The organism is Streptomyces sp. NA04227, assembly GCF_013364195.1.
In the GTDB taxonomy this organism is placed as follows: Bacteria; Actinomycetota; Actinomycetes; order Streptomycetales; family Streptomycetaceae; genus Streptomyces.
Genome location: NZ_CP054918.1, coordinates 6734198 through 6757573, shown reverse-complemented (window position 1 = coordinate 6757573; position 23376 = coordinate 6734198). Strand labels below are relative to the sequence as shown.

22 protein-coding genes are annotated in these 23376 nt (G+C 72.6%); 6 read left to right on the top strand and 16 right to left on the bottom strand.

Annotated features, from left to right (window positions below; translation table 11 throughout):
* Nucleotides 1-152 precede the first annotated feature (152 nt).
* The 7 genes from HUT18_RS28525 to HUT18_RS28495 form a co-directional block, all read right to left on the bottom strand.
* The gene (locus HUT18_RS28525; protein WP_176103402.1) at nucleotides 153-983 is read right to left on the bottom strand and encodes a sugar phosphate isomerase/epimerase; all 831 of its coding nucleotides are present in this window, start codon (nucleotides 981-983) and stop codon (nucleotides 153-155) included.
* Entirely contained in the window at nucleotides 980-2134 is a 1155-nt protein-coding gene (locus HUT18_RS28520; protein ID WP_254879111.1) for a dihydrodipicolinate synthase family protein, read from the bottom strand. Before HUT18_RS28520 ends, HUT18_RS28525 begins: the two co-directional genes overlap by 4 nt.
* 2 nt (nucleotides 2135-2136) lie before the next feature.
* A complete protein-coding gene (locus tag HUT18_RS28515; protein WP_176103400.1) occupies nucleotides 2137-3288 on the bottom strand; it encodes a Gfo/Idh/MocA family protein in 1152 nt (383 codons plus the stop codon).
* Nucleotides 3289-3768: 480 nt separating this feature from the next.
* On the bottom strand, nucleotides 3769-5562 hold the full coding sequence (locus HUT18_RS28510) for a SpoIIE family protein phosphatase (protein WP_176103399.1): 1794 nt from the start codon (nucleotides 5560-5562) through the stop codon (nucleotides 3769-3771).
* Nucleotides 5563-6004: 442 nt separating this feature from the next.
* Nucleotides 6005-6490: an SRPBCC domain-containing protein gene (locus HUT18_RS28505; RefSeq protein WP_176103398.1), complete on the bottom strand. Its 486-nt coding sequence runs from the start codon at nucleotides 6488-6490 to the stop codon at nucleotides 6005-6007.
* Between the two features lie 243 nt (nucleotides 6491-6733).
* Nucleotides 6734-6940 (bottom strand): DUF397 domain-containing protein, encoded by a 207-nt coding sequence (locus HUT18_RS28500; protein ID WP_176103397.1) that lies wholly within the window; start codon nucleotides 6938-6940, stop codon nucleotides 6734-6736.
* Entirely contained in the window at nucleotides 6937-7773 is an 837-nt protein-coding gene (locus HUT18_RS28495) for a helix-turn-helix transcriptional regulator (RefSeq protein ID WP_176103396.1), read from the bottom strand. The genes HUT18_RS28500 and HUT18_RS28495 overlap by 4 nt, the downstream gene beginning before the upstream one ends.
* A gap of 110 nt (nucleotides 7774-7883) precedes the next feature.
* Between HUT18_RS28495 and HUT18_RS28490 the strand changes: the two genes are divergently transcribed.
* Nucleotides 7884-8117, top strand: a complete 234-nt coding sequence (locus HUT18_RS28490) for a hypothetical protein (RefSeq protein WP_176103395.1) — start codon at nucleotides 7884-7886, stop codon at nucleotides 8115-8117.
* A 217-nt stretch (nucleotides 8118-8334) separates the two neighbouring features.
* Nucleotides 8335-8595 carry a hypothetical protein gene (locus HUT18_RS28485; RefSeq protein ID WP_176103394.1) on the top strand — a complete coding sequence of 87 codons (261 nt, stop codon included), beginning with the start codon at nucleotides 8335-8337 and terminating at the stop codon, nucleotides 8593-8595.
* Nucleotides 8596-8639: 44 nt separating this feature from the next.
* Here the strand turns inward: HUT18_RS28485 and HUT18_RS28480 are convergent, their stop codons facing one another.
* The 3 genes from HUT18_RS28480 to HUT18_RS28470 all read right to left on the bottom strand — a co-directional run bounded on the left by HUT18_RS28480 (nucleotide 8640) and on the right by HUT18_RS28470 (nucleotide 12328).
* Nucleotides 8640-9515: an SDR family oxidoreductase gene (locus HUT18_RS28480; protein ID WP_176103393.1), complete on the bottom strand. Its 876-nt coding sequence runs from the start codon at nucleotides 9513-9515 to the stop codon at nucleotides 8640-8642.
* Nucleotides 9516-9699: 184 nt separating this feature from the next.
* Complete coding sequence (locus HUT18_RS28475; RefSeq protein WP_176103392.1) at nucleotides 9700-10347, bottom strand: DUF6629 family protein; 648 nt, start codon at nucleotides 10345-10347, stop codon at nucleotides 9700-9702.
* Between the two features lie 235 nt (nucleotides 10348-10582).
* Nucleotides 10583-12328: a SpoIIE family protein phosphatase gene (locus tag HUT18_RS28470; protein ID WP_176104851.1), complete on the bottom strand. Its 1746-nt coding sequence runs from the start codon at nucleotides 12326-12328 to the stop codon at nucleotides 10583-10585.
* Nucleotides 12329-12586: 258 nt separating this feature from the next.
* Between HUT18_RS28470 and HUT18_RS28465 the strand changes: the two genes are divergently transcribed.
* Both HUT18_RS28465 and HUT18_RS28460 read left to right on the top strand, forming a co-directional pair.
* On the top strand, nucleotides 12587-14398 hold the full coding sequence (locus HUT18_RS28465; protein ID WP_254878845.1) for a beta-N-acetylhexosaminidase: 1812 nt from the start codon (nucleotides 12587-12589) through the stop codon (nucleotides 14396-14398).
* A 151-nt stretch (nucleotides 14399-14549) separates the two neighbouring features.
* Nucleotides 14550-15683 carry a hypothetical protein gene (locus HUT18_RS28460; RefSeq protein WP_176103390.1) on the top strand — a complete coding sequence of 378 codons (1134 nt, stop codon included), beginning with the start codon at nucleotides 14550-14552 and terminating at the stop codon, nucleotides 15681-15683.
* Between the two features lie 171 nt (nucleotides 15684-15854).
* Here HUT18_RS28460 and HUT18_RS28455 read toward each other — a convergent pair whose 3' ends face one another.
* Nucleotides 15855-16046: a DUF6381 family protein gene (locus HUT18_RS28455; protein ID WP_176103389.1), complete on the bottom strand. Its 192-nt coding sequence runs from the start codon at nucleotides 16044-16046 to the stop codon at nucleotides 15855-15857.
* Between the two features lie 210 nt (nucleotides 16047-16256).
* Between HUT18_RS28455 and HUT18_RS28450 the strand changes: the two genes are divergently transcribed.
* Both HUT18_RS28450 and HUT18_RS28445 read left to right on the top strand, forming a co-directional pair.
* A complete protein-coding gene (locus tag HUT18_RS28450; protein ID WP_176103388.1) occupies nucleotides 16257-17867 on the top strand; it encodes a DUF1266 domain-containing protein in 1611 nt (536 codons plus the stop codon).
* Nucleotides 17868-18098: 231 nt separating this feature from the next.
* Nucleotides 18099-20696, top strand: coding sequence for a SpoIIE family protein phosphatase (locus HUT18_RS28445; RefSeq protein ID WP_176104850.1), 2598 nt, complete (start codon nucleotides 18099-18101; stop codon nucleotides 20694-20696).
* An 89-nt stretch (nucleotides 20697-20785) separates the two neighbouring features.
* Here the strand turns inward: HUT18_RS28445 and HUT18_RS28440 are convergent, their stop codons facing one another.
* The 5 genes from HUT18_RS28440 to HUT18_RS28420 all read right to left on the bottom strand — a co-directional run bounded on the left by HUT18_RS28440 (nucleotide 20786) and on the right by HUT18_RS28420 (nucleotide 23218).
* The gene (locus tag HUT18_RS28440) at nucleotides 20786-21136 is read right to left on the bottom strand and encodes a DoxX family protein (RefSeq protein ID WP_176103387.1); all 351 of its coding nucleotides are present in this window, start codon (nucleotides 21134-21136) and stop codon (nucleotides 20786-20788) included.
* A 178-nt stretch (nucleotides 21137-21314) separates the two neighbouring features.
* A complete protein-coding gene (locus HUT18_RS28435; RefSeq protein WP_176103386.1) occupies nucleotides 21315-21788 on the bottom strand; it encodes an SRPBCC domain-containing protein in 474 nt (157 codons plus the stop codon).
* Nucleotides 21789-21816: 28 nt separating this feature from the next.
* Entirely contained in the window at nucleotides 21817-22230 is a 414-nt protein-coding gene (locus HUT18_RS28430) for a VOC family protein (RefSeq protein WP_176103385.1), read from the bottom strand.
* Nucleotides 22227-22622, bottom strand: coding sequence for an SgcJ/EcaC family oxidoreductase (locus HUT18_RS28425; protein WP_176103384.1), 396 nt, complete (start codon nucleotides 22620-22622; stop codon nucleotides 22227-22229). The genes HUT18_RS28430 and HUT18_RS28425 overlap by 4 nt, the downstream gene beginning before the upstream one ends.
* Nucleotides 22619-23218: a hypothetical protein gene (locus HUT18_RS28420; RefSeq protein WP_176103383.1), complete on the bottom strand. Its 600-nt coding sequence runs from the start codon at nucleotides 23216-23218 to the stop codon at nucleotides 22619-22621. Before HUT18_RS28420 ends, HUT18_RS28425 begins: the two co-directional genes overlap by 4 nt.
* Between the last annotated feature and the right edge of the window lie 158 nt (nucleotides 23219-23376).

Sequence of the window (23376 nt, the reverse complement as noted above, 5' to 3'; positions counted from 1 at the left end):
CTGCCCGGAACCCCTTGGTTGTTGACGGCACGTCATGGGTGAGGAGTAACCCGCCGCGGACGGCAAAGGGCCCGGATGTCCGCCCCCACGCGGTCACCCGGGCCCCGCACGTCGCGCTCGGGCATCAGATGCCCCGGTCGAGCGCCACGCGGTCACTGGAAGTGCGCACGATACCGTTCCACGGTCTCGGCCAGGACGGCGCCCCCGTCCCGCTCCCACTGCCGCTCGTTGAAGATCTCCACTTCCACCGGGCCGGTCCAGCCCGCTTCGGCCACCCGGTCGCGGAACCACCGGAAGTCCACGCTGCCGTCCCCGATCTGACCGCGCCCGAGGAGCACCCCGGCGGGCAACGGCGTTACCCAGTCGGCGAGTTGGAAGGCGGCGATGCGGTTCTGGGCTCCGGCCCTGGTCAGGCCCTCCGCCAAGGTGTCGTCCCACCACAGGTGGTACGTGTCGATGACGACGCCGACGTGTTCGGACGGGAAGCGTTCGGCGAGGTCGAGCGCCTGGGACAGGGTCGAGACCACGCAGCGGTCGGCCGCGTACATGGGGTGCAGCGGCTCGATGGCCAGGCGTACCTCGGCGGTGGCCGCGTACGGGACGAGCTCGGCGAGGGCGTCGGCGATCCGCTCACGGGCGCCGTGCAGATCGCGGCTGCCGGCGGGCAGTCCACCGCAGACCAGGACCAGGGTGTCGGTGCCGAGGGCGGCCGCCTCGTCTACGGCCTCACGGTTGCTGTCCAACGCCTTGGCGCGCGCGGCCGGTTCGATGTCCGTGAGGAAGCCGCCCCGGCACAGGCTGGTGACCTTCAGGCCCGCGTCGCGTACCAGCCGTGCGGCGGCCTCGACACCGTACTTCTGCACGGGCGCGCGCCACAGTCCGACACCGGGGACGTCCGCCGCCACGCAGCCCTCGACGAGTTCGGGCAGCGACCACTGTCGGATGGTCTCCTGGTTGAGGCTCAGCCGGGCGAGGTCGGTCATTGGGCTACTCCGTAGACGGTGAGCAGGGAGCGCATCCGCGACTCGGCGAGCTGCGGATCGGGGAACAGGCCGACGGCGTCGGCGAGTTCGTAGGCCCGGGCCAGATGCGGCAGCGAGCGGGCCGACTGGAGTCCGCCCGCCATCGCGAAGTGCGACTGGTGGCCGGAGAGCCAGGCGAGCAGCACCACACCGGTCTTGTAGAAGCGGGTGGGGCGCTCGAAGAGGTGGCGCGCGAGCGGGACGGTGGGGTCGAGCAGGTCGTGGAAGCGCTCGGTGTGCCCGGTGTCCAGGGCCCGTACGGCCTCGGCGGCCAGCGGCGCGAGCGGGTCGAAGACGCCGAGCAGGGCGTGGCTGAAGCCCCGTTCGTCGCCCGCGATCAGCTCCGGGTAGTGGAAGTCGTCGCCGGTGTAGCAGCGCACGCCGTTGGGCAGGCGCCGGCGCAGGGCGACCTCGCGCCCGGCGTCCAGGAGCGAGACCTTGACGCCGTCGACCTTGTCCGGGTGCCGGGCGATGATCTCCAGGAAGGTCTCGGTGGCGGTGTCCAGGTCCTCGCTGCCCCAGTAGCCGAGGAGCTGGGGGTCGAACATCGGGCCGAGCCAGTGCAGGATCACCGGTTCGGTGGCCTGCCGGAGCAGGGACGCGTACAGCTCCACGTAGTCCTCGGGCCCCCGGGCCGCCGCGGCGAGCGCGCGCGAGGCCATCAGGATCGCGCGGGCGCCACTCGCCTCGACGACGCCGAGCTGTTCCTCGTACGCGGCCGCCACCTCGGCCAAGGTGTGTGCCCCGGGCCCGAGTTGGTCGGTGCCCGCGCCGCAGGCGATGGTGCCGCCCACGGCGCGCGCCTCGGCCGCCGAGCGCTGGATGAGCTCCTTCGCGCCGGGCCAGTCCAGGCCCATGCCGCGCTGTGCGGTGTCCATGGCCTCGGCGACCGCGAGTCCCTGCTCCCACAGATGGCGGCGGAAGGCGAGGGTGGCGTCCCAGTCCACGGCGGGCGGCTCGTCGGGGCTGGTGTCCCGCCGGGGGTCGACGACCACATGGGCCGCCGCGTACACCAGGCGGGAGGCGAGCGGCGGACCGCCGGCCGTCGCCGCGAGCGCGCGACCGCTGGGCCGGTACTCGCGCAGGGTGCCGTCGAGTGCGGGGATCGTCAGGGTCACAGCGTCAGCTCCGGTACGTCCAGGCGGCGGCCCTCGGCGGCCGAGCGCAGGCCGAGTTCGGCGAGCTGCACACCGCGGGCACCGGCGAGCAGGTCCCAGGAGTAGGGCTCGTCCAGCACGACATGGCGCAGGAACAGCTCCCACTGGGCGCGGAAGCCATTGGTGAACTCGGCGTTGTCGGGGACCTCCTGCCACTGGTCGCGGAACGACTCGGTGACCGGCAGGTCCGGGTTCCACACCGGCTTGGGCGTGGCCGAACGGTGCTGTACGCGGCAGTTGCGCAGCCCCGCGACCGCCGAGCCGTGGGTCCCGTCGACCTGGAACTCCACCAGCTCGTCGCGGTTGACCCGTACCGTCCAGGAGGAGTTGATCTGCGCGATCGCCCCGCTCTCCAACTGGAAGATCCCGTACGCGGCGTCGTCGGCCGTGGCCGGATAGGCGGCGCCCCGCTCGTCCCGGCGCTCGGGGATGTGGGTGGCCGTCAGGGCCTGCACGGTGCGCACCCGGCCGAACAGCTCGTGCAGCACGTACTCCCAGTGCGGGAACATGTCGACGACGATGCCGCCGCCGTCCTCGGCCCGGTAGTTCCAGCTCGGGCGCTGCGCCTCCTGCCAGTCGCCCTCGAAGACCCAGTAGCCGAACTCGCCCCGTACGGACAGGATTTCACCGAAGAACCCGCCCTCGATCAGGCGCCGCAGCTTGAGCAGGCCCGGCAGGAAGAGCTTGTCCTGCACGACGCCGTGCTTGATGCCCGCCGCCGTGGCCCGCTTGGCGAGGTCCAGGGCTCCGGCGAGCGAGGTGGCCGTCGGCTTCTCGGTGTAGATGTGCTTGCCCGCCGCGATGGCCTTGCCGAGCGCCTCCTCGCGGGCCGAGGTGACCTGGGCGTCGAAGTAGATCTCGACACTGTCGTCGGCGAGCACCGCGTCGAGGTCGGTCGACCAGTGCTCCAGGCCGTGCCGCTCGGCCAGGTCGCGCAGGGCGTGCTCGCGGCGGCCGAGGAGCACCGGCTCGGGCCACAGCACATCGCCGTCCCCGAGCGGGAGCCCGCCGTCCTCCCGGATCGCGAGGAGCGAGCGGACCAGGTGCTGGCGGTAGCCCATCCGTCCGGTGACGCCGTTCAGGGCGATGCGGATTGTCTTACGTGCCACGTCGGGCCTCTCCTCGGGATCGGGGATAGAAAGCGCTTTCTATGATGTGTTCGCGAGGTTAACCCCTGGCCCGGGCGACGGACAAGCCTCGCGTCCCGAGCGGCGGTGGACGCGGGACGGTCGAGAGACGGCCGAGGGGATGGGAGGGCGGTAATCGCGGGGTTGCGCGGGCAGACGTGTACGCGGAGGTGCGGCGGGTGAGCGGCGCGACATGAGGGCGGCGTGGGGGCGAGGTGGCTTGCGCGGACGGCGTGGGCGAGCGGCGGCGGGCGGTGCACGCGTCCACGGTGGCCCGCCGCCGGGGACGGTGGCGAAGGCGCGCCGGGCGACGGCACCCGCACCCACCGCACGCGGATCTACCCGGCCGTCACGGGCGGACCCGCTCGGCCGCCCTGCGTCGAGCAGCGGACCCGCACGTACCGCCCCGGCTCCCCCGTGAGGGCCCTACTCGACCCCGAGGAACCGCCCCGCCCCACCCAGCTACTGGGCGATATCCTGCTCCGCCCAGACCACCTTGCCCTCGGCCGTACGGCAGGAACCCCAGCTGCGGCAGAGCATGTTGATGAGCTGAAGGCCGCGGCCGCCCTCGTCGCTGACGTCGGCGTGCTGGATCTGTGGCAGGTCGGGCCCTGTGTCGGACACCTCGACGGTCAGCCGCTCGCCGCGCAGCAGGCGCAGCCGACCGGGGCCCTTGCCGTAGCGCAGGGCGTTGCCGACAAGTTCGCTCACCACGAGTTCGGTGATGTCGGCGTGCTCGGCGAGGTCCCAGCGGGCGAGCTGTCCGGTCACCAGGCCGCGCGCGACCGAGGCGGCGGTGCCGTCCGGCGGGAGGTCCCAGATCCGCAGATCGGCGCCGAGATCGGCGGACCGCGCGGCGACCATGAGCACCGCCTCGTCGAACCGGGCGTCCCCGCTCGGCGCGCAGGACAACAGGGCGCCCGCGTCGAGCCGTTCGGGGACCAGACCGCCCACCGTGGCGCGCAGCCGGTCGAGTTGGACGTCCATGTCCCGGTCGCGGCGCTTGACCAGTCCGTCGGTGTAGAGCACGAGCCGGCTGCCCTCGGGCACCGAAATCCGCAGCGGGTCGTACGGAATGACGCCCGCCCCGAGCGGCGCGCCCGTCGACACCCCGATGTACGAGGTCTCGCCCGAGGCGTCGAGCAGCAGCGGCGGCGGGTGTCCGGCGCTGGCGAACGTATAGCTGGCGTCGGCCGGGTCGTAGACCGCGCACAGACAGGTGGCGACCTGCTCGTCCTCCAGGTCACGGGTCGCCAGGTCCAGCCGGGCGAGCACCCGCTCCGGCGCCATGTCGAGCATCATCAGCGTGCGGGCCACCGCCCGCAGCCTGCCCATGGTCGCCGCGGCGGGCAGCCCGTGCCCCATCACGTCGCCCACCATCAGCGCCGTACGGCCGCTCGGCAGCGCCATCACGTCGTACCAGTCACCGCCGACGCCGTGCGCGTCCACGGCCGGGGCGTAGTGCGCGTTCACGCCGAGGCCGGGAGTGTGCGGAGTGGCCCGCGGCAGGAGGCTGCGCTGGAGCGTGACCACATGCTCGCGTTCGCGTCCGTACAGCCGTGCGTTGTCGATGAACACCGCTGCCTTGGAAGCGAGTTGCTCGGCGAGGGCGAGATCGGTGGTGGTGAAGGGCGGGCCGGATCCGGCGCGTACGAAGTCGGCGGTGCCGAGCAGCACGCCGCGCGCGATCAGCGGTACGGCCAGGTAGCTGTGCACTCCCGTGACGCGCATCTTGTCGGCGGCGCTGTCGGTGGGCGCCACCCGGTCGAAGTCCTCCTCGGACATCCTGCTGACCAGTACCGGCTTGCCCTGGCGCAGGCAGAAGCGGTGCAGCAGGGTGACGCGCGGCAGTTCGGAGCGGATTATCGTCTCGCCGACCGGGGTGGGTTCCAGCGAGGACAGCTCCGGTACGGCGCACACCGCCATCGCGCGCATGTCGGGCAGGCCGGTGCCCGTCCAGCGTGAGCCCTCCTCGCCGCGGAGCACCGATTCGAGCAGGTCCACGGCCGCGGCGTCGGCGAACCGCGGCACCGTGAACTCGGCGAGTTCCTGGGCGGTGCGCTCCAGGTCGAGGGTGGTACCGATGCGGGTGCTCGCGGAATTCAGCCAGGCGAGGCGGCTGCGGGTGGTGAAGTGTTCGGAACGCTGGCCGTGGCCGCGGCGGAACCGCAGCCTGCGTCCTGTGGGCCGGGGTGCATCGGCGTTCTGCGAGGCGAGTCGACTGGTCAGGCGCCTGTTGCGGCTGCCGCCGTTCACCGTTCTGGCCTCCCCGCCACGTACTCGGACGCCTGTCCCTGACCCGCCCCTCGCGGGACACGCACACCGCGCGGCCCCCTGGAGGAGCCGATGGCCTGCGGACAAGCCATGTTAGCCGGGTACCCGCCAAGTGATCCCCTTGCTGCAACAGGGGAATTGAACGGACTTGTACTCCCACGGGACCGGGACCGGCGGGTTTGACCAGGCTCTGACACGGCTCTGACGCGAGAGTGGCCGTTCGGCCACGGTGGCGCGAGGGTGGCGGTTCGGCCACGGCGGGCGTGTCGCAGTCCGCGCCCGCACCGGCAGGCGACCGGGGCGGGCGGCGACGACCGATGCCGACGGCGAAGCGAGGGCGACGGCGACGGCGACGGCGACGGATACAGCGACGGCCGGTGCGGAGAGCACCGACCGTCGCGAAGAGCGAAGAAAGCGGGCCGGGTCAGGCGTTCTGCGGCTCGCCCTCCAACTCCTCCTTCAGACGGCGCAGCGTGACCTTCATGGTCTCGCGGTTGTGGGTGACCCGGTCCTTCACGCCGGTGGCCAGCGTGCCGATCCACGTCATCAGCGGTCCCCGCTGATCGATCCAGGTCTCGGTGATCCGGGTCTGGCTGCCGCCCTCGGCCGGTTCGAGGGTGTAGCTCCACACGGCGACCCGCATTCCGGCCGCCTTCACCTCGAAGGCGAACCGCTCACCGGGATCGGCCACGGTGACCGTGCACGCCGTGGACCAGGGGCGGCCCTTCTCGCCGCGGTTGCGTCCGGTGAACCGGGTGCCGACGCGGACCTCGGCGTCCGGGCCGCCCTTGACGTCGGCCCCGGTGCACTCCGGGCTCCAGCGGCCCATCCCGGCCACATCGGCCACCGCCGCGTACACGGCGGCGGGCGGAGCGGCGATCTGCGTCGTCTCCGAGACTGTCTGCGTCATGGGCTGCCCTTCCGAGCTGTTGCGGCTGTGCCTACGGCCTGTTCGGCTGATCACGAACGTTTCCGTACGCAGAATCGGCCATCCACCCGTCCGGCGGCAAGGCCGGAAGCTTACGGGGCCGTATCACTTACCCCGTGGGCGTTCCCAGATGGCCGTTCCCGGACGAAGCCAAGAGCACAAATGCCAACCCCCGCCGTACCCGGTACGACGGGGGCGATCAGCGCGGGACCAGGACGGCTCGGATCAGACGGAGACGCCCTCACCCTTGACTGCGGCGACGAACGACGACCAGGCCGAGGACTCGAAGGTGAGCGACGGACCACTCGGGTTCTTGGAGTCACGGACGGGGACCACGCCATGCGCGGCAACGAGGTTGCCCGCGACCTCTATGCACTGGCCGCCGTTGTTGCTGTACGAGGACTTGCACCAAAGGGGGGATTCGGTCGTCACTGGCTGCCCTTTCGCAACTGGCTGATCAAGACCACGGATTCGGCCTGCGAGCAGGCTTCTGCCTGTAGTTGATGGTAGTTCGCCATCACCGGCAGGACGAACTTCCCGTCCCGCTCCAGATGCCCTCGCTGGGCGGACTCCGCGTACGACATCAGAGCGCGGTCCGCCATCGTAAGGATGGTGACCGGCAGATCGAACGGGCGACAGGCTCCCATGCTGAACGGAGCGAGCTGGAGCACGGTGTTCGGCAGCTCGGCGAATTCGATCAGCCGCGCCAACTGGGCGTCCATCACGGCTGGTTCACCGACGGGCCGACGCAGGCAGCTCTCGTCGAGAACAACGGAGATCAGCGGCGCGGGCTTGCGGACAAGTGCCTGCTGCCGCTCCGCGACCAGCGTGATCCGCTCGTGCGCCTGGTCCTCGGTGATCGCGCCTCGCTTGACGTGGCTCTGGGCCAGGACCGTCGCGTACTCCGGTGTCTGCAACAGACCGGGTACGACCCCGACTTCGTACAGCCGGATCTCCGCCGCACGCGCCTCGTACTCGACGAACTGGGGGAAGCCCTCCAGGAAGCTGCCGTGGCGGATCTCGCGGTACTGGCGCTCGAACGTGTCCTCGGTGTCCGTGATGCCGAAGGCGCTGTCCGTACTACGCGAGAAGCGGAGGGTTGGAGGCTTGCGGCCATTTTCGACGGCGGAGACGTGCACGCTGGAATATCCCGTGCGTTCGCCGAGTGCTTCCTGGGTCCAGCCGCGAGTCTCGCGCAGACTGCGTAAACGCGCTCCGAAGGCCGCTTCGGGAGAGGAATCCGGGTCCAACTCGTTCTTGTTCATGGCGCGTTCAACCACCTTCCGTCCCACGCCGACACGTTGAACAGTCCTCGACCGTAGTCCACTCTGAACGCTCTTGGTAGCGAAACCGCTACAGAGAGGAGCGACCGCACATGAGTGATCAGCCGACCGCAACCGAGGAGATCCGAGAAGCCGAGCTGGCGCGCGAGGAGCTGGACGCCGCGGTCAGAGCAGCGGGTGTGACCCTTCCGTCCCTGACGCTCGACCCCCTCTCGTTCGCCGGTTCGCGCCCTCTCCCGCTGATCAGCCTGGGGCGCTGCAACCTGGCGACCGCTCGGGCCCTCGCGGCCGCCGTGCTGCCCCGTACCGGAGAGGCGGACCAGTGACCGAACAGACCCCGGCCGTCGGGGACACCGTGCGCGACACCCGGCGCGGGCGCGTCGGCACCGTCATGGGTCACGTCGGTGGACGCATCCAACTGCGCCCACTCACAGGTGGGTTGGAGTGGGAGGCGCGTCCGGATCAGGTGCGGCACATCACGCAGACGGAGTTGCTCAGTGCCCGCGTGTCCGAGATCAACCGTCGCAGCAACGGGAGTTGCCCGTGACACCACACGTTTTCGCCTCGGTCGACTGGAACATCTCCGCAGAGCGGCACAAGGGCATGGCAGAGGTCGACTACCAGATGCAGTGCCGTACTTGCGGGGCCGCGTCCGGCAACAAACCCGACAGAGCCTCGGGGAAGTGCTGGGCCATGGTTCACACCGGCGACAACCCCGCACACCGGCAGTACGTACAACTCGCCCGGACATTCTGGCGAGCGACCCCCGGGCCCAGCAACCCGGAGTGGCAGGGAGGCACATGAGAGCGCGCACGGCTGGGCCGCTCCCCGCGCCGGGCCTCGCGCCGCTACCCGCGCGGTTTCTCGCCCCGCCCCCTGCGGCAGAGCTCGGCCAGTGAGGTCGCCGGGTGGCCGGTCAGGCGGGGAATCGCGTCGCTGACGGGGGCGAGTTCGCCGCCGGCGATGGCGGTGTACGTGGACACCCAGGCGTCGAGCTGCCAGTCGGGGGCGCCGTATCCGGCGCGGGAGGCGTAGGCCTCGTCGACCGTCTCGGGCCGGTAGCCGACCCGGCGCCCGGTGGTCTCGGTCAGGATCGACGCGACCTCGGCGAGGGTGAGGGCCTGCGGTCCGGTCAGGTCGTAGGTGGCGCCGGTGTGTGCGGTGGCCCCGAGGAGTACGGCGGTGGCGGCGTCCGCGATGTCGTCCTGCGCCACGACGGCGGCCCGTCCGTTGCCCGCGGGACCGCGGATCACCCCGTCGTCGCCGACCAGTCCGGGCATGAAGTCGGCGTACAGGTTGTCCCGCAGAAAGGTGAAGCCGACGCCCGAGGCGCGGATGTGCTGTTCGGTGGCCCAGTGGTCCCGGGCGAGCGTGAACGTGGCGTCCGGGGCGGCCCCCTGGAACGAGATGTACACCAGGTGCCCGACACCCGCCTCCACGGCCGCGTCCACGAAGGCGCGGTGCTGCTCCACACGGTCGGCGGACTCGGCGGCCGACACCATCAGCACCCGCTCCACCCCGGTCAGCGCCGCACGCACCGCGTCCCGGTCGCCGAAGCTGCCCCGTACCGCCCTGGCGCCCGGCAGCTCGGGGGCGCGCGCCGGATCACGTACCACCAGCGTCTGCTCCAGGCCCGCGTCGGCGACGCGGCGGGCGACGCGGCCGCCGAGCCTGCCGGTCGCGCCGGTGACCGCGAGCGTGGCTTCAGGTTTGTCGAGTGCCATGGGCGGGCCTTCCCTCAAAGCGCCGGTGGTGGACGCGGGTCATTCGCCTTTCGGCCCCTCCGACCCTAGAGCGGCCATGGCCCGCCGTCCTGCGCAGCGTTCGGGTTCGTTCGCTGCCGTACGACTGCGCGGGCGCCGGGCCTCGCTGGTCCGCCCGGGTCCGCCCGGGTTCGCCCGGGTCCGCTCAGGCCGTCGTGACCGTCCGGCTCCCGCCCGGCGGCGCGGCCGGTGTCCGCCGTACCCAGCCGAGCAGCACCACCGAGCACACGGCGGCGAAGGCGCACCAGGTGGAGATGAACTCCAGGCGCCACAGCGCGGCACAGATCGCCGCGCCGATGGCGGCCAGCACACCGAGCAGGACGAGATGCCGGTCGGCGGAGAGCAGGAGGGCGCCGATGGTCGCGAGGAGGTATCCGGCCAGGAGCAGTTCGGGGTACGGCAGCCCGATGGCGTACGCCATGGTGTGGCCGCGGACCTCGGCGCGGACCGTGTGGGTGGTGAGGGTCCAGGCCAGGACGGCCGCCGTCGCGATTCCGGCGGCGCACAGGGGCAGCAGACGCAGCCGGGCCCGCGCGGGCGCGACGGCGAGGACGCCCAGCGGCACCCAGAACGGCAGCAGGGGAAGCGCGATCACCGCCCAGGCCAGCGGCGCGGCTCCGGTCCCGCCGCCGTCGTGCCAGATCACCGACTCGATGATCTGGTGGGCGCCGAAGAGCAACGGCAGCGCGGCGAGCGGCAGGTCACGCACGCGCTGGGTGCGCAGTACGCACACGGCGCCCACCGCCCCGATGGCACTGCCCGCCACGAGGTCGGCGTTCGCGCTCCAGCACATGGCAGCTCCGTGGTCTCGTAGGTCCCCGTGGCCCGGGATGCTCGGCCCCGGCCGTCCCGGCGCCGCTCGGAAGGATCCCCCCGTCACCCTAAGAACTCCTGACGAAACGGGGATGCTGAGCGGAACCCGCGCCGAGGGGCAGTCTCGTCGGCGCCTCGCGCGGAGTGGTTTGCGCCAGATGCGGCATGTGCCAGGGGGCCAGAGGGCCAGTAGGCAAGGAGCACATCACCTCGCCTCACACCGAGGTGATGTCCTGCTCGGCCCACACCACCTTGCCCGAGGTGGTGCGGCAGGAACCCCAGCTGCGGCAGAGCATGTTGATGAGCTGGAGGCCTCGCCCGCCCTCGTCGCTGAGTTCCGCGTGCTGGATCTGCGGCAGGTCGGGGCCGCGGTCGGAGACCTCGACCATGAGGCGCTCGCCGCGCAGCAGGCGCAGCTGGCCGGGGCCGTGGCCGTAGCGCAGGGCGTTGCCCACGAGTTCGCTGACGACGAGTTCGGTGACGTCGGTCAGGTCGGAAAGGCCCCACTCGCCGAGCTGCCCGGAGACCAGCGAGCGGGCGCGGGCTGCGGCGTTGCCGTCCTCGGTCAGCTCCCAGATGCTCAGTTCGGCGCCGGGCAGTCCGGCCGCGACCAGCCACACCGCCTCGTCGAACCGGGCCTTGCCGTCCTGCGGCGTGAACAGCAGCCCGCCGCCGTCCAGTTGGTCCGCGGACATGGCGGCCGCCGCCTCGCGCAACTGGTCCACCTGTGCGTCGATGTCCACCCGGCGCGACTTGATGAGCCCGTCGGTGTACAGCACCAGTCTGGTGCCGGGCGTGGCCGTGACCCTCAGCCGGTCGTACGGGATGACGCCCGCGCCGAGCGGTGCCCCGACCGGGACCTCCAGGAGGCGCACCGTGTTGCCGGTCGGTCCGGGCTCGACGAGGAGCGGGGGCGGATGTCCGGCACTGGCGAACGTGTAGCTGGAGTCGGCCGGGTCGTAGACCGCGCACAGGCAGGTGGCGACCTGTTCGTCCTCCAGGTCGCGGGTGGCCAGTTCCAGCCGGGCCAGTACCCGCTCGGGGGCCATGTCCTGGGTCATCAGGGTCCGCGCGACCGCCCGCAGCCGGCCCATGGTCGCCGCGGCGGGCAGCCCGTGCCCCATCACGTCGCCCACCATCAGCGCCGTACGGCCGCTCGGCAGCGCCATCACGTCGTACCAGTCACCACCGACGCCGAGGGTGTCGGCGGCGGGGGCGTAGGCGGCGTGCACGGAGAGGCCGGGAGTGTGCGGGGTGGCCCGCGGGAGCAGGGTGCGCTGGAGGTCGACGACGTGGGCGCGTTCGCGTCCGTAGAGGCGTGCGTTGTCGATGAAGACGGCGGCGCGGGAGGCGAGGTGTTCGGCGAGCTGGAGGTCGGTGGCGCTGAACGGCCGCCGGTGCCCGGCCCGTACGAAGTCGGCCATGCCGATGAGCGTGCCGCGGGCGATGAGCGGAACCCCGATGTAGCTGTTCACACGGGTCCTGCGCATCTTGTCGGCCGCGCTGTCGGTGGGCGCGACCCGGCTGAAGTCCGCGTCCCGCATCGGGCTGACGAGCACACCTCGGCGCTGGCGCATGCAGTACGTGTGCATCACGGTCTCGTGCGGGATCTCGGTGCGTTCGGTGATCTCGCCGACCGGGGTGGCCTCCAGGATGGCGAGCTCCGGCGTCGTCTGCACCGCCATGGCCCGGCTCGCGGGCAGCGTCAGAGCGCTCAGGGCGTCGCCCTCGCCGCCCTGCACCACCCGCTCCAGGATGTCCACCGTCGCGGCGTCGGCGAACCGGGGCACGGCGAACTCGACGAACTCCTGGGCGGTGCGCTCCAGATCGAGAGTGGTGCCGATCTGCGTACTGGCGGCGTTCAGCCAGGCCAGCCTGCCCGGAGTGCTGAACCGTTCACGCGGAGTGGCCCCGCGATGGCGTGCGGCTCTGCGCGCACGGCCGGCGAAGCCGTGCACCATGGGTGCGCTCTGTCCGGCCAGCCGACCGCTCAGCCGTCGCAGCCGACTGCCGTCACGCTTGGACACCGGCACCTCCCTCACCGCGTGGGCCGGGGTTCCAGTTCCGAGTGTGCCGCCGAACGGGGGCGATCGCCCACCCGGCCGGTCTGCCTGGCAGGCTGGGCCCGGCGTTCCCGCGCCCGCGCACCCAGCGGCGCACGCCCCTCGCGCGCGTACGGACGACCTGCTCCCGCGCGGCACGACGAGAGGACGAAGCCCGTGACCGACGACGCACCGCTCCCCCTCGTCCCGCTGCCGCGCCATGTGCGGCGCGGGCCGGGCCACTTCCGGCTGGACTCCGGCACCGTCCTGCGCACCGACCGGGGCGCGGAACGCGAGGCGGCGGTGCTGCGTTCCGCGCTCGCGGGCGCGGGCCTGCCGCTGCCGCCCGGACCCGGGGCGGATCCGGCGTACCCGGGCGCCCCGGCGGATGCGCGTACGCCCCCGCCGACCTCGGTGTGGCTGCGTTTCGCGGATCCGGGCGCAGACGGCGAGGAGGCCTACCGGATCGAGGTCACCGAGCGGAGTGTCACACTCACCGCCCGCGGCACCCCGGGGCTCGGCCGTGCGGTACAGACCCTGCGCCAGCTCCTGCCGCCCGCCGCGCACCGCCGTGGCGAGAGCGGCGGCCCCTGGCCGGTGCCCTGCTGCACGGTGGTCGACGCACCGCGGTTCGCCTGGCGCGGCCTGCTCCTGGACGTGGCGCGGCACTTCCTGCCCAAGGACGCCGTCCTGCGGATGCTCGATCTGGCGGCCCTGCACCGCCTCAGCCATGTGCAACTGCATCTGACGGACGACCAGGGCTGGCGGCTCGACGTGCCGGGCCGCCCCCGGCTGCGCGAGGTCGCGGCCTGGCGCGACGGCACCCTGCGCGGCCACGCCTCGCGCCCGCTCGGCACCGACCCCAGCCCGCACGGTGGCTGCTACTCCCGCGCCGACCTGGCGGAAATCCAGGCCTACGCACGCCACCGCCACCTCACCCTGGTACCCGAGGTGGACCTGCCGGGCCACATGCAGGCCGCCCTCGCGGCCTATCCGGAGCTCGGCGTCACCGGCCCGCACCCGGTGGCCACCGGATGGGGCGTCTCCGACCACGTCCTGGCGCCGAGCGAGGCCGCCCTCGCCTTCTGCAAGGAGGTACTGGACGAGGTCTTCGAGGTCTTCGACGCCCCGGTGGTCCACCTCGGCGGCGACGAGTGCCCGACGACCGAATGGCGCGCCTCGGCCCCGGCGCGTGCCCGGGCCGCGGAGCTGGGCCTGGACTCGGTGGCCGGACTCCAGGGCTGGTTCCACACCGAACTCGCCGCCCATGCCCGCCGCCGCGGCCGCCGCACCGCGGGCTGGGACGAGATGACCGAGGGCCCCTGGGCCCCGCCCGACGCCGTCGTCACGGCCTGGCGCGACTGGCTGACCCCGTCCCCCGCGGCCACCGCCCTGGCCGCCGGACACGACGTCGTCCTCTGCCCCGCCTCCCGTACCTACCTCGACCACTACCAGTCGGACCTCCCCGAGGAACCGCTGGCCCAGGGCGGACTCACCACGTGGCAGGACCTGGCGGGGTGGGATCCGTTGGAGGGCCTCGGCGGCGGGGAGCCGGCGCACGGCCTCGGCCTTGGGGAGCGCCTGCCGGGCGTCGGCGGCAGGGAGCGCCTTCCATGCCTCGGTGCCGGTGAGTCCGTGCGCGGCCTCGGCGGCGACGCGACTCCCCCGTCGCGTGCGGGCCGGGTTCTCGGGGTACAGGCCCAGTTGTGGAGCGAGTACCTGCCCACCCCGGCGGCCGTCGACTACGCGGCCTTCCCCCGCCTCGGCGCCTTCGCCGAAGCGGCCTGGACCGGCACCGACCGCCGGGCCGCCGAGCCCCTGGCGGCCCGTATGCCCGGCTATCTCGCACTGCTCGACGCCCTCGGCGTGCGGTACCGCCCGCTGGAGGGCCCGGCGCCGTGGCAGCGCGGCGGCAGCGGGCCGCGGGCCCGCCCGGAGGTCGTCGCGGCGGCCGGGACGGTCACGCATGTGGAGGCGCCCCGGCCCTGACTGTCGTGGGCGGGGCCCGCAGGGCGGGCGGACGGTCCGCCGGGCGCCCGGCGGACCACCGCGTGCGGATTGTCCGCACATCCCGTGGAGTGGGAGGTGGGGGCAGTACGCGCGGCGGTCGATACGCGCGGCCGGACACCGGGAGCGGCACGTGGCGCGAAAGCAGCGGACGGACGGCGAGGCCGACCGGACAGCGGAGAGCGACGAGACCCCCGCGGAAGCGGCCGGGCCCGACGGGCTGACCGAGGCGGCCGACGCCTTGTACGGGCTGCCGCCGGACAGGTTCACGGCCGCGCGTGACGCGCGCGTTCGGGCCGCGCGTGAGGCGGGCGACCGGCCGCTGGCCGAGGCCGTCGCCGGGCTCCGGCGCCCGAGCCTCTCGGCGTGGGCGAACAACATGCTCGTACGCGAACACCCGGAGCAGGTACGCCCGTTGCTCGACCTCGGCGAGGAGCTGCGCCGGGCGCACCGGGAGCTCGACGGGGCCCGGCTTCGTGAACTCGCGGACTCCCAGAGGGAGTTGCTAGGCGCCCTCGCTCAGGAGGCCCGCGAGGTGGCCGCCCGGGCGGGGCACCCCGTCAGCGAGAGCGTGGGCCGCGAGGTCGCGGACACCCTGCGCGCGGTACTCGCCGACCCGGAGGCCTCCCGGGCGTGGGCGAGCGGCAGGCTGACGAAGGCGCCGGGGGCGACGTCCGGCTTCGACGCGGTGGCTCCCGACGCACTCCCGCCAGGGCCGAGCGGCGCAGCTCGGCGTGGCGGTGGCGGCGGCGGTCGGGACAGTGCGGGTGGCGAGGGCGGCGGGCACGGCCGGGGGCCCTCGCGGAAATCCCCGGCTCGCTCCGGGGCGAAGGCCGCCCAACCCGCCAGGGAGGCAGACGCGGCCCAACCGGCCGAGGCAGCACGACCGGCCAAAGCGGCACGAGCGGCCAGGGACGCGCAACGGGACCGGAAGCAAAGGGAGTTGGCCGCCCAGGCGCGGCGAGATCTACGGGCCGCCGAGCGCGCGTACGAGGAACGGGCCGAGGAGTCGCAGGAGGCCCGGCGCCTCGCGGAGGAAGCCGAGGCACGGCGGGCGGAACTCGCGGAACAAGCCGAGGCCCTCGTCACCGAGCTGAAACGGACGCGCACCGAACTCCGTACCGCTCGCGAGGAGGAGCGTGCCGCGCGTGCGCGGGCGCAGGAGCGGGAGAAGCGGGCGCGCGAAGGTGGGCGCAAGCTGTCCGAGGCGCGACGCACGGCGGAGGCTGCGGCCGCGCGGACTCCGACGCGGCGTCGGAAGGACTGACCGCGCGTCGGACGGGCTTGCGCGAAACCTCAAAGGGAGGGCCGGCCTTCCGGTGTCCCTCCACGGAAGGCGGGCCCCGGCGCGCAGCCGAACGGAAGACGGAAGGCGGGCCCCGGCGCGCAGCCAAGAGTGTCCCGCCTCCCTGTCAGGGCCTGTCGGGGACCGCGCGGATCAGCCCATCGGGCGGGCGTCGCCGGAGCCCGGCCGCTTGATGTGGCGGCTCTCCTCCTCCAGGTGGCGGGCCTTGGTCTCCAGGCGCTCGCGTGCCTCGGGGTCGGTGGACCGCTCCGCAGCCTCCTTCAACTCCTGCGCCTTCTGCCTGAGTTGGGCGGCACGGGCATCCGGTTCATCCGCAACGCTCATCATTCACTCCTCGAACTCGGGACTCCGGTTCCGTCAGGGAAAGGGGATACCGGTCCCGTCAGGGAAACAGGACTCGCCCGTACCCGCATCAGCAGCGGTCACGCTCCGGAATCACGGCACGTCACCGCCTCCCACCCGGATCCGGGCGATGCCGCCGAAGGAGGGGAGGCTGACGGAGCGTGCCGCTGCGCACTCGATAGGGTGAGCGGCATGGGGAGAGGTACAGGAAAGGGCGGCGAGGCCGCCCCCGGACCCGGCGCCGGCCGGGACGAAGGGCCACAGCCACCACAGCACCACCCGTCCCGCACCGAGCACTCCCCGCACGGGCAACCCGGGCAGTGGGAACCTCAGGCGCACCGGGAACAGGCGTACCAGGAACATCACGCACCCCAAGCCCAGCAGGCCCAGGCAGAGCAGGGTCAGGGAGAGCAGGCCCCGGCAGAACAGCCTCGCCAGGACCCCACCGCGCACCACCAACTCCCCACCCCCCAGGCCCAGTTCGCCACCCCGGGCCAGCAACCGCCCCCGCACGTACCACCGCATCCCGTACCACCCCAGCCCGCCACCCCCACGGAACAACCCCCGTGGCCAACGGCACCACCCGCCCCCGGCTGGCTGGCCCCCAGCGCGGTCGAGGAGGAGCTGTACGCCGCCAAGTCCCGCGAGGACTGGGCGAGTTATCTCGACGTACTGGCCCGCAACGAGCTGTACTACCTCGTCCCGCGTGCCGTCGCCGACGCGCGCCCGGGCCAGTGGGGACCGGCCCCGGTGTGGAATCCGCACACCGGCACGCCGGTGCTGGCCCTCTACACCGCGGGAATGCTGCCCGCGCCGCTGGCCGACCCCGTCTTCGTGAGCTGTGAACTGGCGGCCCCCGCCCGGCACTTGGGGCACCCCGGCGACCCGCCGTGGCTGGTGGTCAATCCGGACAGCCCGTGCGAGGGGTACTTCCCCACCACGCCGTGGCACCGTTCCGTCTGGCAGCACCACGTGGAGCGCAACGCCGACCACGAGTCCCGCCCGAAACTGCGGACCCTGGCCGTCGGCGGCCCCCTGGAGGGGCCCCTGGCGCACGGCCTCGCCTGCGGCGCCCTGCTCTTCGTCAACGGCGGCCACCTGTGGAACTCGCTCGCCTTCCACGGCTCCGGCTACACCGAGGCCCGCAAGAGCCTGCGTACCTGGTGGGGCGTCCACAGCCGACAGCAGTGGCTGGGCCATCTGAACCGGCTGCTCGCGGCGGACATGGTCAGCGGGGCCTGGGAATTCGTCCTCGGCATCCGGCACTCCCTGGCCCGCAGCTACGCGGGCCCCATCGACGTGGCGCACTGGCGCGAGGTCGCCGAACGCGAACTGCGCCACCACGCGGCGCAGACGGAGGTCCGGCTCGGCCCCGAGGGCGTCACCCGGGTGGAACCCACCGGCACCGCCGAACTGGAGGGCCAGGTCAAGGGCGTCAAACGGCTCATCGGCCGGATCGCGCGCTACGAGGCCCGCTTCCGCGCGGACGGACTGCTCGCCGAGAACGCGTACGTACGCACCGTCGAAGCCTGGGACCACGGCCGGGCCTCGGGCATGGCCCGCTGGGGCGTGGCCGCCCGCTTCGGCACGGTGCCGGAGGCCGAGACGGCGGTGCTCGCCGTCTCGGAGTCCTGCCGCGCGAACTACCGCTCCTGGGAGGACTTCGCCGCCGCCTTCGTCCTGGGCCGCTGCCTCCACTTCGACGACGAGGAGTTCGGGAGCTGGTACCAGGACATGGTCACCGCACACCACGTCCTGACCACCGACCCGGCCTCACCCTGGCTCACCGTCCCCTGGGCGTAACCGCCATCCGAGAGCGCGGGCGACCGCCGGGACCGTTCGCGCCCGGAATCGGCACGGGGTAGACATGAGGGTATGGCCCGACTCACGGGTCGGCCCTGGAAGCATTCCGGCCGCTCGGACCCCGGCCCGCGCCCGAGCGCACACCGCCAGGGCCGGCGCAGCCACGGCGCCCGGTCGCCGTGGTCGCGTCGGCTGCGGCTGACCTCCGGTGACCCCAGTGTCGCCGGACAGATGTTCGTCCTCCAGGCGCTGATCGTGCTGCTGCTCGTCGTGGTGGCCGTACTCACTCTGCTGCTCCAGGCGCGCAGTGATCGTTTCCAGGCGGCCCGGGACCGTTCGCTGGCCGCCGCCGAGGCCTTCGCGCACTCCCCCGGTCTGGTCGGCGCGCTGCGCAGCCGCGATCCCACGGCCGTACTGCAACCACGTACCGAGGCCGCCCGGATGCGCGGCGGGGTCGACTTCATCGTGGTGATGAACCCCCAGGGCATCCGCTATACGCATCCCCGGCCCGAGCTCATCGGCAAGGAGTTCGTCGGCACCATCGAGCCCTCCCTGAGCGGCCGCGTCACCATCGAGACGGTCGACGGCCCGCTCGGCGAAGAGGTCCAGGTGGTCGTGCCGGTCACCGACGACCGGGGCGACATCGTGGGCCTGGTCTCGGCCGGTGTCCGGGTGCGTGCCGTCAGCAGCGCCTTCGACCGGCAGCTGCCGGTCGTCCTCGGTGTGGGCGCGGGCGCCCTCGCACTGGCCACCGCGGGCACGGCGCTGGTCACCCGCAGGCTGCGGCGGCAGACGCACGGCCTCGGCCCGACCGAGATGACGCGGATGTACGAGCACCACGACGCGGTGCTGCACACGGTCCGCGAAGGCGTGGTGATCATCGGCGGCGACGGCCGGGTGCTGCTCGTCAACGACGAGGCGCGCAGACTGCTCGGCCTGACCGAGGACGCGGAGGGCAGAGCGGTCACCGAGCTGGCGCTCGACCCGGCCATGGCCAGGCTGCTCGCCGACCGCAGGGCCGCCTCCGACGAGGTGATCCCGGTGGGCGACCGGCTGGTCGCCGTGAACAACCGCCCGCTGGACCGCGGCCAGGGCCCCTCGGGCAGCGTCGCCACCCTCCGTGACTCCACCGAACTGCGCGCGCTCGCCGGAAAGGCGGAGGCCGCCCGCGAGCGCCTGCGGCTGCTGTACGAGGCGAGCGTACGGATCGGCACCACCCTCGATGTCCAGCGCACCGCGGAGGAGCTGACACAGGTGGCCGTACCCGGCTTCGCGGACTGTGCCACCGTCGACCTCGCCGAGGCGGTGCTGCGCGGCGACGAACCGGCGCCGGTGGTCAGCGGTGAGGCGCCACGGCTGCGCAGGCTGGCCCTCACCGGCGGCGGGGGCGATCACCCGCTGTACCGCCCGGGTGAACTGGTCGTCTTCGCCACCCGCACCCCCCAGGCCGCGGGCTTCCTGAGCGGCGAGACGGTCCTGGTACCGGACCTGGCCGCCTCCCAGGACTGGCGCGCGCAGGGCACCGAACGGGCCGACCGCGTCCTGGCCCACGGTTTCCGTTCGATGGTCACCGTCCCGCTGCGGGCCCGCGGCGTCCTCATGGGCATCGTCAACTACTGGCGGATGCGCGACAGCGACCCCTTCGACGAGGACGACCTCTCACTGGCCGGTGAACTCGCCGCCCGCGCCGCCATCAGCATCGACAACGCGCGCCGCTTCACCCGCGAGCACGACATGGCGGTGACCCTCCAGCGCAGCCTGCTGCCGCGGGCCCTGCCCGAGCAGAACGCGCTCGACGTCGCCTACCGCTATCTGCCCGCCCAGTCCGGTGTGGGCGGCGACTGGTTCGACGTCATCCCGCTGCCGGGCGCCCGCGTCGCGCTGGTGGTCGGTGACGTGGTCGGCCACGGGATGCACGCCGCCGCGACGATGGGCCGGCTGCGTACGGCGGTCCAGAACTTCTCCGCGCTCGACCTGCCGCCGGACGAACTGCTCGGGCATCTGGACGAACTCGTCGCCCGGATCGACCAGGAGATCACCGGCGCCGAGACGGACGCCCCGGTCGCGGGCGCCACCTGCGTGTACGCGATCTACGACCCGGCCTCGGGCCGCTGCCAGATGGCCCGCGCCGGTCATCCGGTGCCCGCCGTGGTCGCCCCGGACGGCAGCGTGGAGTTCCCCGAGGTCCCGGCCGGGCCGCCGCTGGGCGTGGGCAGCCTCCCCTTCGAGGCGGTGGAACTGGTCCTGCCCGCGGGCAGCAGTCTGGTCCTCTACACGGACGGCCTGATCGAGGACCGCACCCGGGACATCGACATCGGCCTGGAACTCCTGCGCTCGGCGCTCGCCCACCCCGGCCGCACCCCGAACGAGGCCTGCAACGCGGTGCTGCGCGAGCTGCTGCCCGCCCGCCCCAGCGACGACATCGCCCTGCTCGTCGCCCGTACCCGGGTCCTGTCCGGCGACCGCATCGCCGACTGGGAGGTACCGCCCGACCCCGCGGCCGTGGCCGGGGCCCGCGCCGAACTCACCGCGTGCCTGAACCGCTGGGGCCTGTCGGACCACATCTTCACGGCGGAGCTGGTACTCAGCGAGCTGATCACCAACAGCATCCGTTACGCCTCGGGCTCGATCGGCGTCCGTCTCCTGCGCGACCGCAACCTGATCTGCGAGGTCTCCGACAGCAGCAGCACCTCCCCGCACCTGCGCTACGCCGCGGCCGAGGACGAGGGCGGCCGCGGCCTGTTCCTCATCAGCCAGCTCGCCGAACGCTGGGGCACCCGCTACACGCCGGACGGCAAGGTGATCTGGGCCGAGATCGCCCTCGGCTGAGCCCGGCCACGGCGTCCCCAACTCCCCTGCCCCGCAAGGGCATTGCACTCTCGCGGGCGTGCGTACGAACGTACGCGCCGCCCGTACGCCTAGCGCACGAGGAGAAGCACGAGCGAGCCGGCGGCCATCGCCAGAAAGGCGCCCGGGAACCCGAGGTTGCGGTAGTCGCGGATACGGACGTGGGCCCACATCGCGCAGAGGAAGAAGAGCACGAGCCCGACTCCGGCCGCCGCTCCGATACCCGTGAACCCCAGCATCCCGAGCAGCAGGCCGAGGGCTCCGGCCCCCTTCAGGGCGCCGAGCAGCGGGAGGCCGGACTGCGGGAATCCCACGGCGGCGGCGTTGGCGAGGACGAAATCCGTACGGGCGAAGTTGATGACGGATTCCCAGGCGTTGATGACGATGGTGATGACGGTGACGACGACATAGGCAAGGAACATGTGGTGCCTCTGACAAGCAAGGGACGAAGGGGTACGAAGCGCGGCCGACGAAGGCCGCCTATTCGCACGCCCCGCACGCCGCCGCCCCGCGACCACGCGCGTCCCACGGTCCCGTCGCCCACCCCTGCCTCACACCACCTCGGGGCACCACACGTCCCAGCAGGCCCACCCCGGCCGTTCACCCCGACTGCTCGCTCGCCTCCGCCCACCGCGCGAGCTTCGCCAGCGCCATCCACATGCCCGCCTCGTTGTCGGGGGCGGGTACGCCGTCGGGCACTCCTTCGTGCAGGAAGACGACCTCGGTACGGCCGTCGTCCATGTCCGTGAGCGTCGTGGTCATGGTCATCTCGCCGCGCAGCGCGGGGTCCTCCGTCTCGAACTCCATCACCTCGACGACCTTCTCGCCGGGGACGAGTTCCGCGAAGTGCCCGTGGTACGTGTCGGTGCGCTCGGCCGACTTCCCGGTGCCCTGACCGGAGTCATAGGTGAGCGAGACCCGGAACGTCCCGCCCTCACGCGCCTCGAACGCGTGCACATGACTGCTCATTCCGTTCGGCACCCGCCACTGGGCCACCGCGTCCGCGTCAAGGAGCGCCCGGTAGACGAGGGCCCGCGAGGCATTCACGTACTGAGAAACCTGAGTCGAGTACATAGGTGCACGATATGCACCCTCTCCTCCCTCAGGTCTCGGACTCACCGGCGCGCGGCCTGTTCCGCTCGGGCGGCAGGAACCCGTGCTCGGACAGGTCGAACCAGTTGCCCTCCGGATCGGCGGCCCGGTACTCCGCGAACGGACGGTCACCCCCACGGCGTACGGGAGCCGGGCATGCGTACCTCTTCATCTCCTCGGCGACCTCGCCGAGGTCGGGCACCTCGAAGCCGAAGTGGTTGAACCCGGCGGGCACATCACCGTCCGGCCGGTGCTGGATGAGGGCGAGGTTGAGATAGCCGTCGGTGAGGAAGCGGCTGCCGTCGGGGTCCTGGTGGAACTGCTCCATCCGCAGGGCGTCGCGGTAGAAGGCGGCGGCGCGTGCCGGGTCCCGGAGGGTGAGCGCCAGATGCCGGAGCCGGGGGCGGGGGCTGGGGCTGGTCATGTGGATCTCCTGAGGTGCGGAACCATGTTGTGGAAGGCCCGTATGGACCAGCCGTCGTCACGCCGGGCCAGTACCGCCTGGGCGTGGGTGACCAGACCCACCGGGTGGATGGCGGTGGTGGCGTGCACCAGGCACAACTGCGGTGTCAGCGGCCGGATCAGACCGAGGCCGGGCTCCAGCCGGGTGCCGCGGAACACGGTCGCGAAGAGCTCCGCGTGCCGCTGCTCCACGGCGGTCCGTCCGAAGAGCACCTCGCCGCCGACGGTGACGAAGTCGACGTCGGCACTGAACACACCGGCGAAAGCGGCGGCGTCCGCCCGCCCCCACCCCTCGGCCATGGTCTGCCAGAGCGCCCGGACTGCGGGCTCGTCCACACCTGTCTCCTCGCTCATTTCCCGCCTCCCACAAGGGAGTTGTGCCGGGCGGACACCGTGACGCTCTCGGCGGTACGGAAGAGTCGCAGCGGGAGTCGGCGGCAGTCGGCGTCCCAGGCCGAGAGTGCGTAGCAGTAGGAGCCCTGCCGCCGCTCCAGGTAGCAGACCAGGTTGACCGGCCAGCCGCTGCCGCGGAAGACGTACCGGTCCATCGCCGTGGGCCGTTCGTCCAGCGGATGCGTCCTGGCCTCCGCGGGGCCGAGCCGGTGCCAGTCGGGGTGCATATGGATGGACCCGAGGACGTCGAGGCCCTTCGCGTCCGCCTCCCGGTCGATGCGCAGCAGATCGGACGGGTCCAGCCACCAGGCCCGCGCGGGATTCTCGTACGCCGCGCCGAACCGGGGCACGATCGTCGTCGCGAACTCCTGCCGCGCGCTGGGATGGGTCGCCCGTACGTTGCGGCCGAAGGCGAGATCCTCTATCCGGTACGTGTCGCCCGTCGCCCGGCCCGTCAGCACCGCGAAGCACGGCGTGGGATTCGCTTCGGTGATGGTGAGGTATTCGGCGGCGGCCACGGTCAGAAATCCGTCGAGGGCGGTTTCGGCCAGCAACACCGAACAATCCTCCTCCGGCGACGGAGAACCGTCGTTTCTCCCGGTGGAATTCCCAGTCATCAATCCACCCGTCCAGTTCTCGTCGAGGGGGGCACGGGACGCAGCGACAGTGCCACCCGGACGAAGCCCGGACAAGCGACGAAAGACCGAAGCCCGCC

Excerpts from the sequence above, each read along its gene's own strand:
- HUT18_RS28525 (WP_176103402.1), bottom strand. The coding sequence starts at position 983 with ATGACCGACCTCGCCCGGCTGAGCCTCAACCAGGAGACCATCCGACAG.
- HUT18_RS28505 (WP_176103398.1), bottom strand. The coding sequence starts at position 6,490 with ATGACGCAGACAGTCTCGGAGACGACGCAGATCGCCGCTCCGCCCGCC.
- HUT18_RS28495 (WP_176103396.1), bottom strand. The coding sequence starts at position 7,773 with ATGAACAAGAACGAGTTGGACCCGGATTCCTCTCCCGAAGCGGCCTTC.
- HUT18_RS28490 (WP_176103395.1), top strand. The coding sequence starts at position 7,884 with ATGAGTGATCAGCCGACCGCAACCGAGGAGATCCGAGAAGCCGAGCTG.
- HUT18_RS28480 (WP_176103393.1), bottom strand. The coding sequence starts at position 9,515 with ATGGCACTCGACAAACCTGAAGCCACGCTCGCGGTCACCGGCGCGACC.
- HUT18_RS28475 (WP_176103392.1), bottom strand. The coding sequence starts at position 10,347 with ATGTGCTGGAGCGCGAACGCCGACCTCGTGGCGGGCAGTGCCATCGGG.
- HUT18_RS28470 (WP_176104851.1), bottom strand. The coding sequence starts at position 12,328 with ATGGTGCACGGCTTCGCCGGCCGTGCGCGCAGAGCCGCACGCCATCGC.
- HUT18_RS28455 (WP_176103389.1), bottom strand. The coding sequence starts at position 16,046 with ATGAGCGTTGCGGATGAACCGGATGCCCGTGCCGCCCAACTCAGGCAG.
- HUT18_RS28450 (WP_176103388.1), top strand. The coding sequence starts at position 16,257 with ATGGGGAGAGGTACAGGAAAGGGCGGCGAGGCCGCCCCCGGACCCGGC.
- HUT18_RS28445 (WP_176104850.1), top strand. The coding sequence starts at position 18,099 with ATGTTCGTCCTCCAGGCGCTGATCGTGCTGCTGCTCGTCGTGGTGGCC.
- HUT18_RS28440 (WP_176103387.1), bottom strand. The coding sequence starts at position 21,136 with ATGTTCCTTGCCTATGTCGTCGTCACCGTCATCACCATCGTCATCAAC.
- HUT18_RS28435 (WP_176103386.1), bottom strand. The coding sequence starts at position 21,788 with ATGTACTCGACTCAGGTTTCTCAGTACGTGAATGCCTCGCGGGCCCTC.
- HUT18_RS28430 (WP_176103385.1), bottom strand. The coding sequence starts at position 22,230 with ATGACCAGCCCCAGCCCCCGCCCCCGGCTCCGGCATCTGGCGCTCACC.
- HUT18_RS28425 (WP_176103384.1), bottom strand. The coding sequence starts at position 22,622 with ATGAGCGAGGAGACAGGTGTGGACGAGCCCGCAGTCCGGGCGCTCTGG.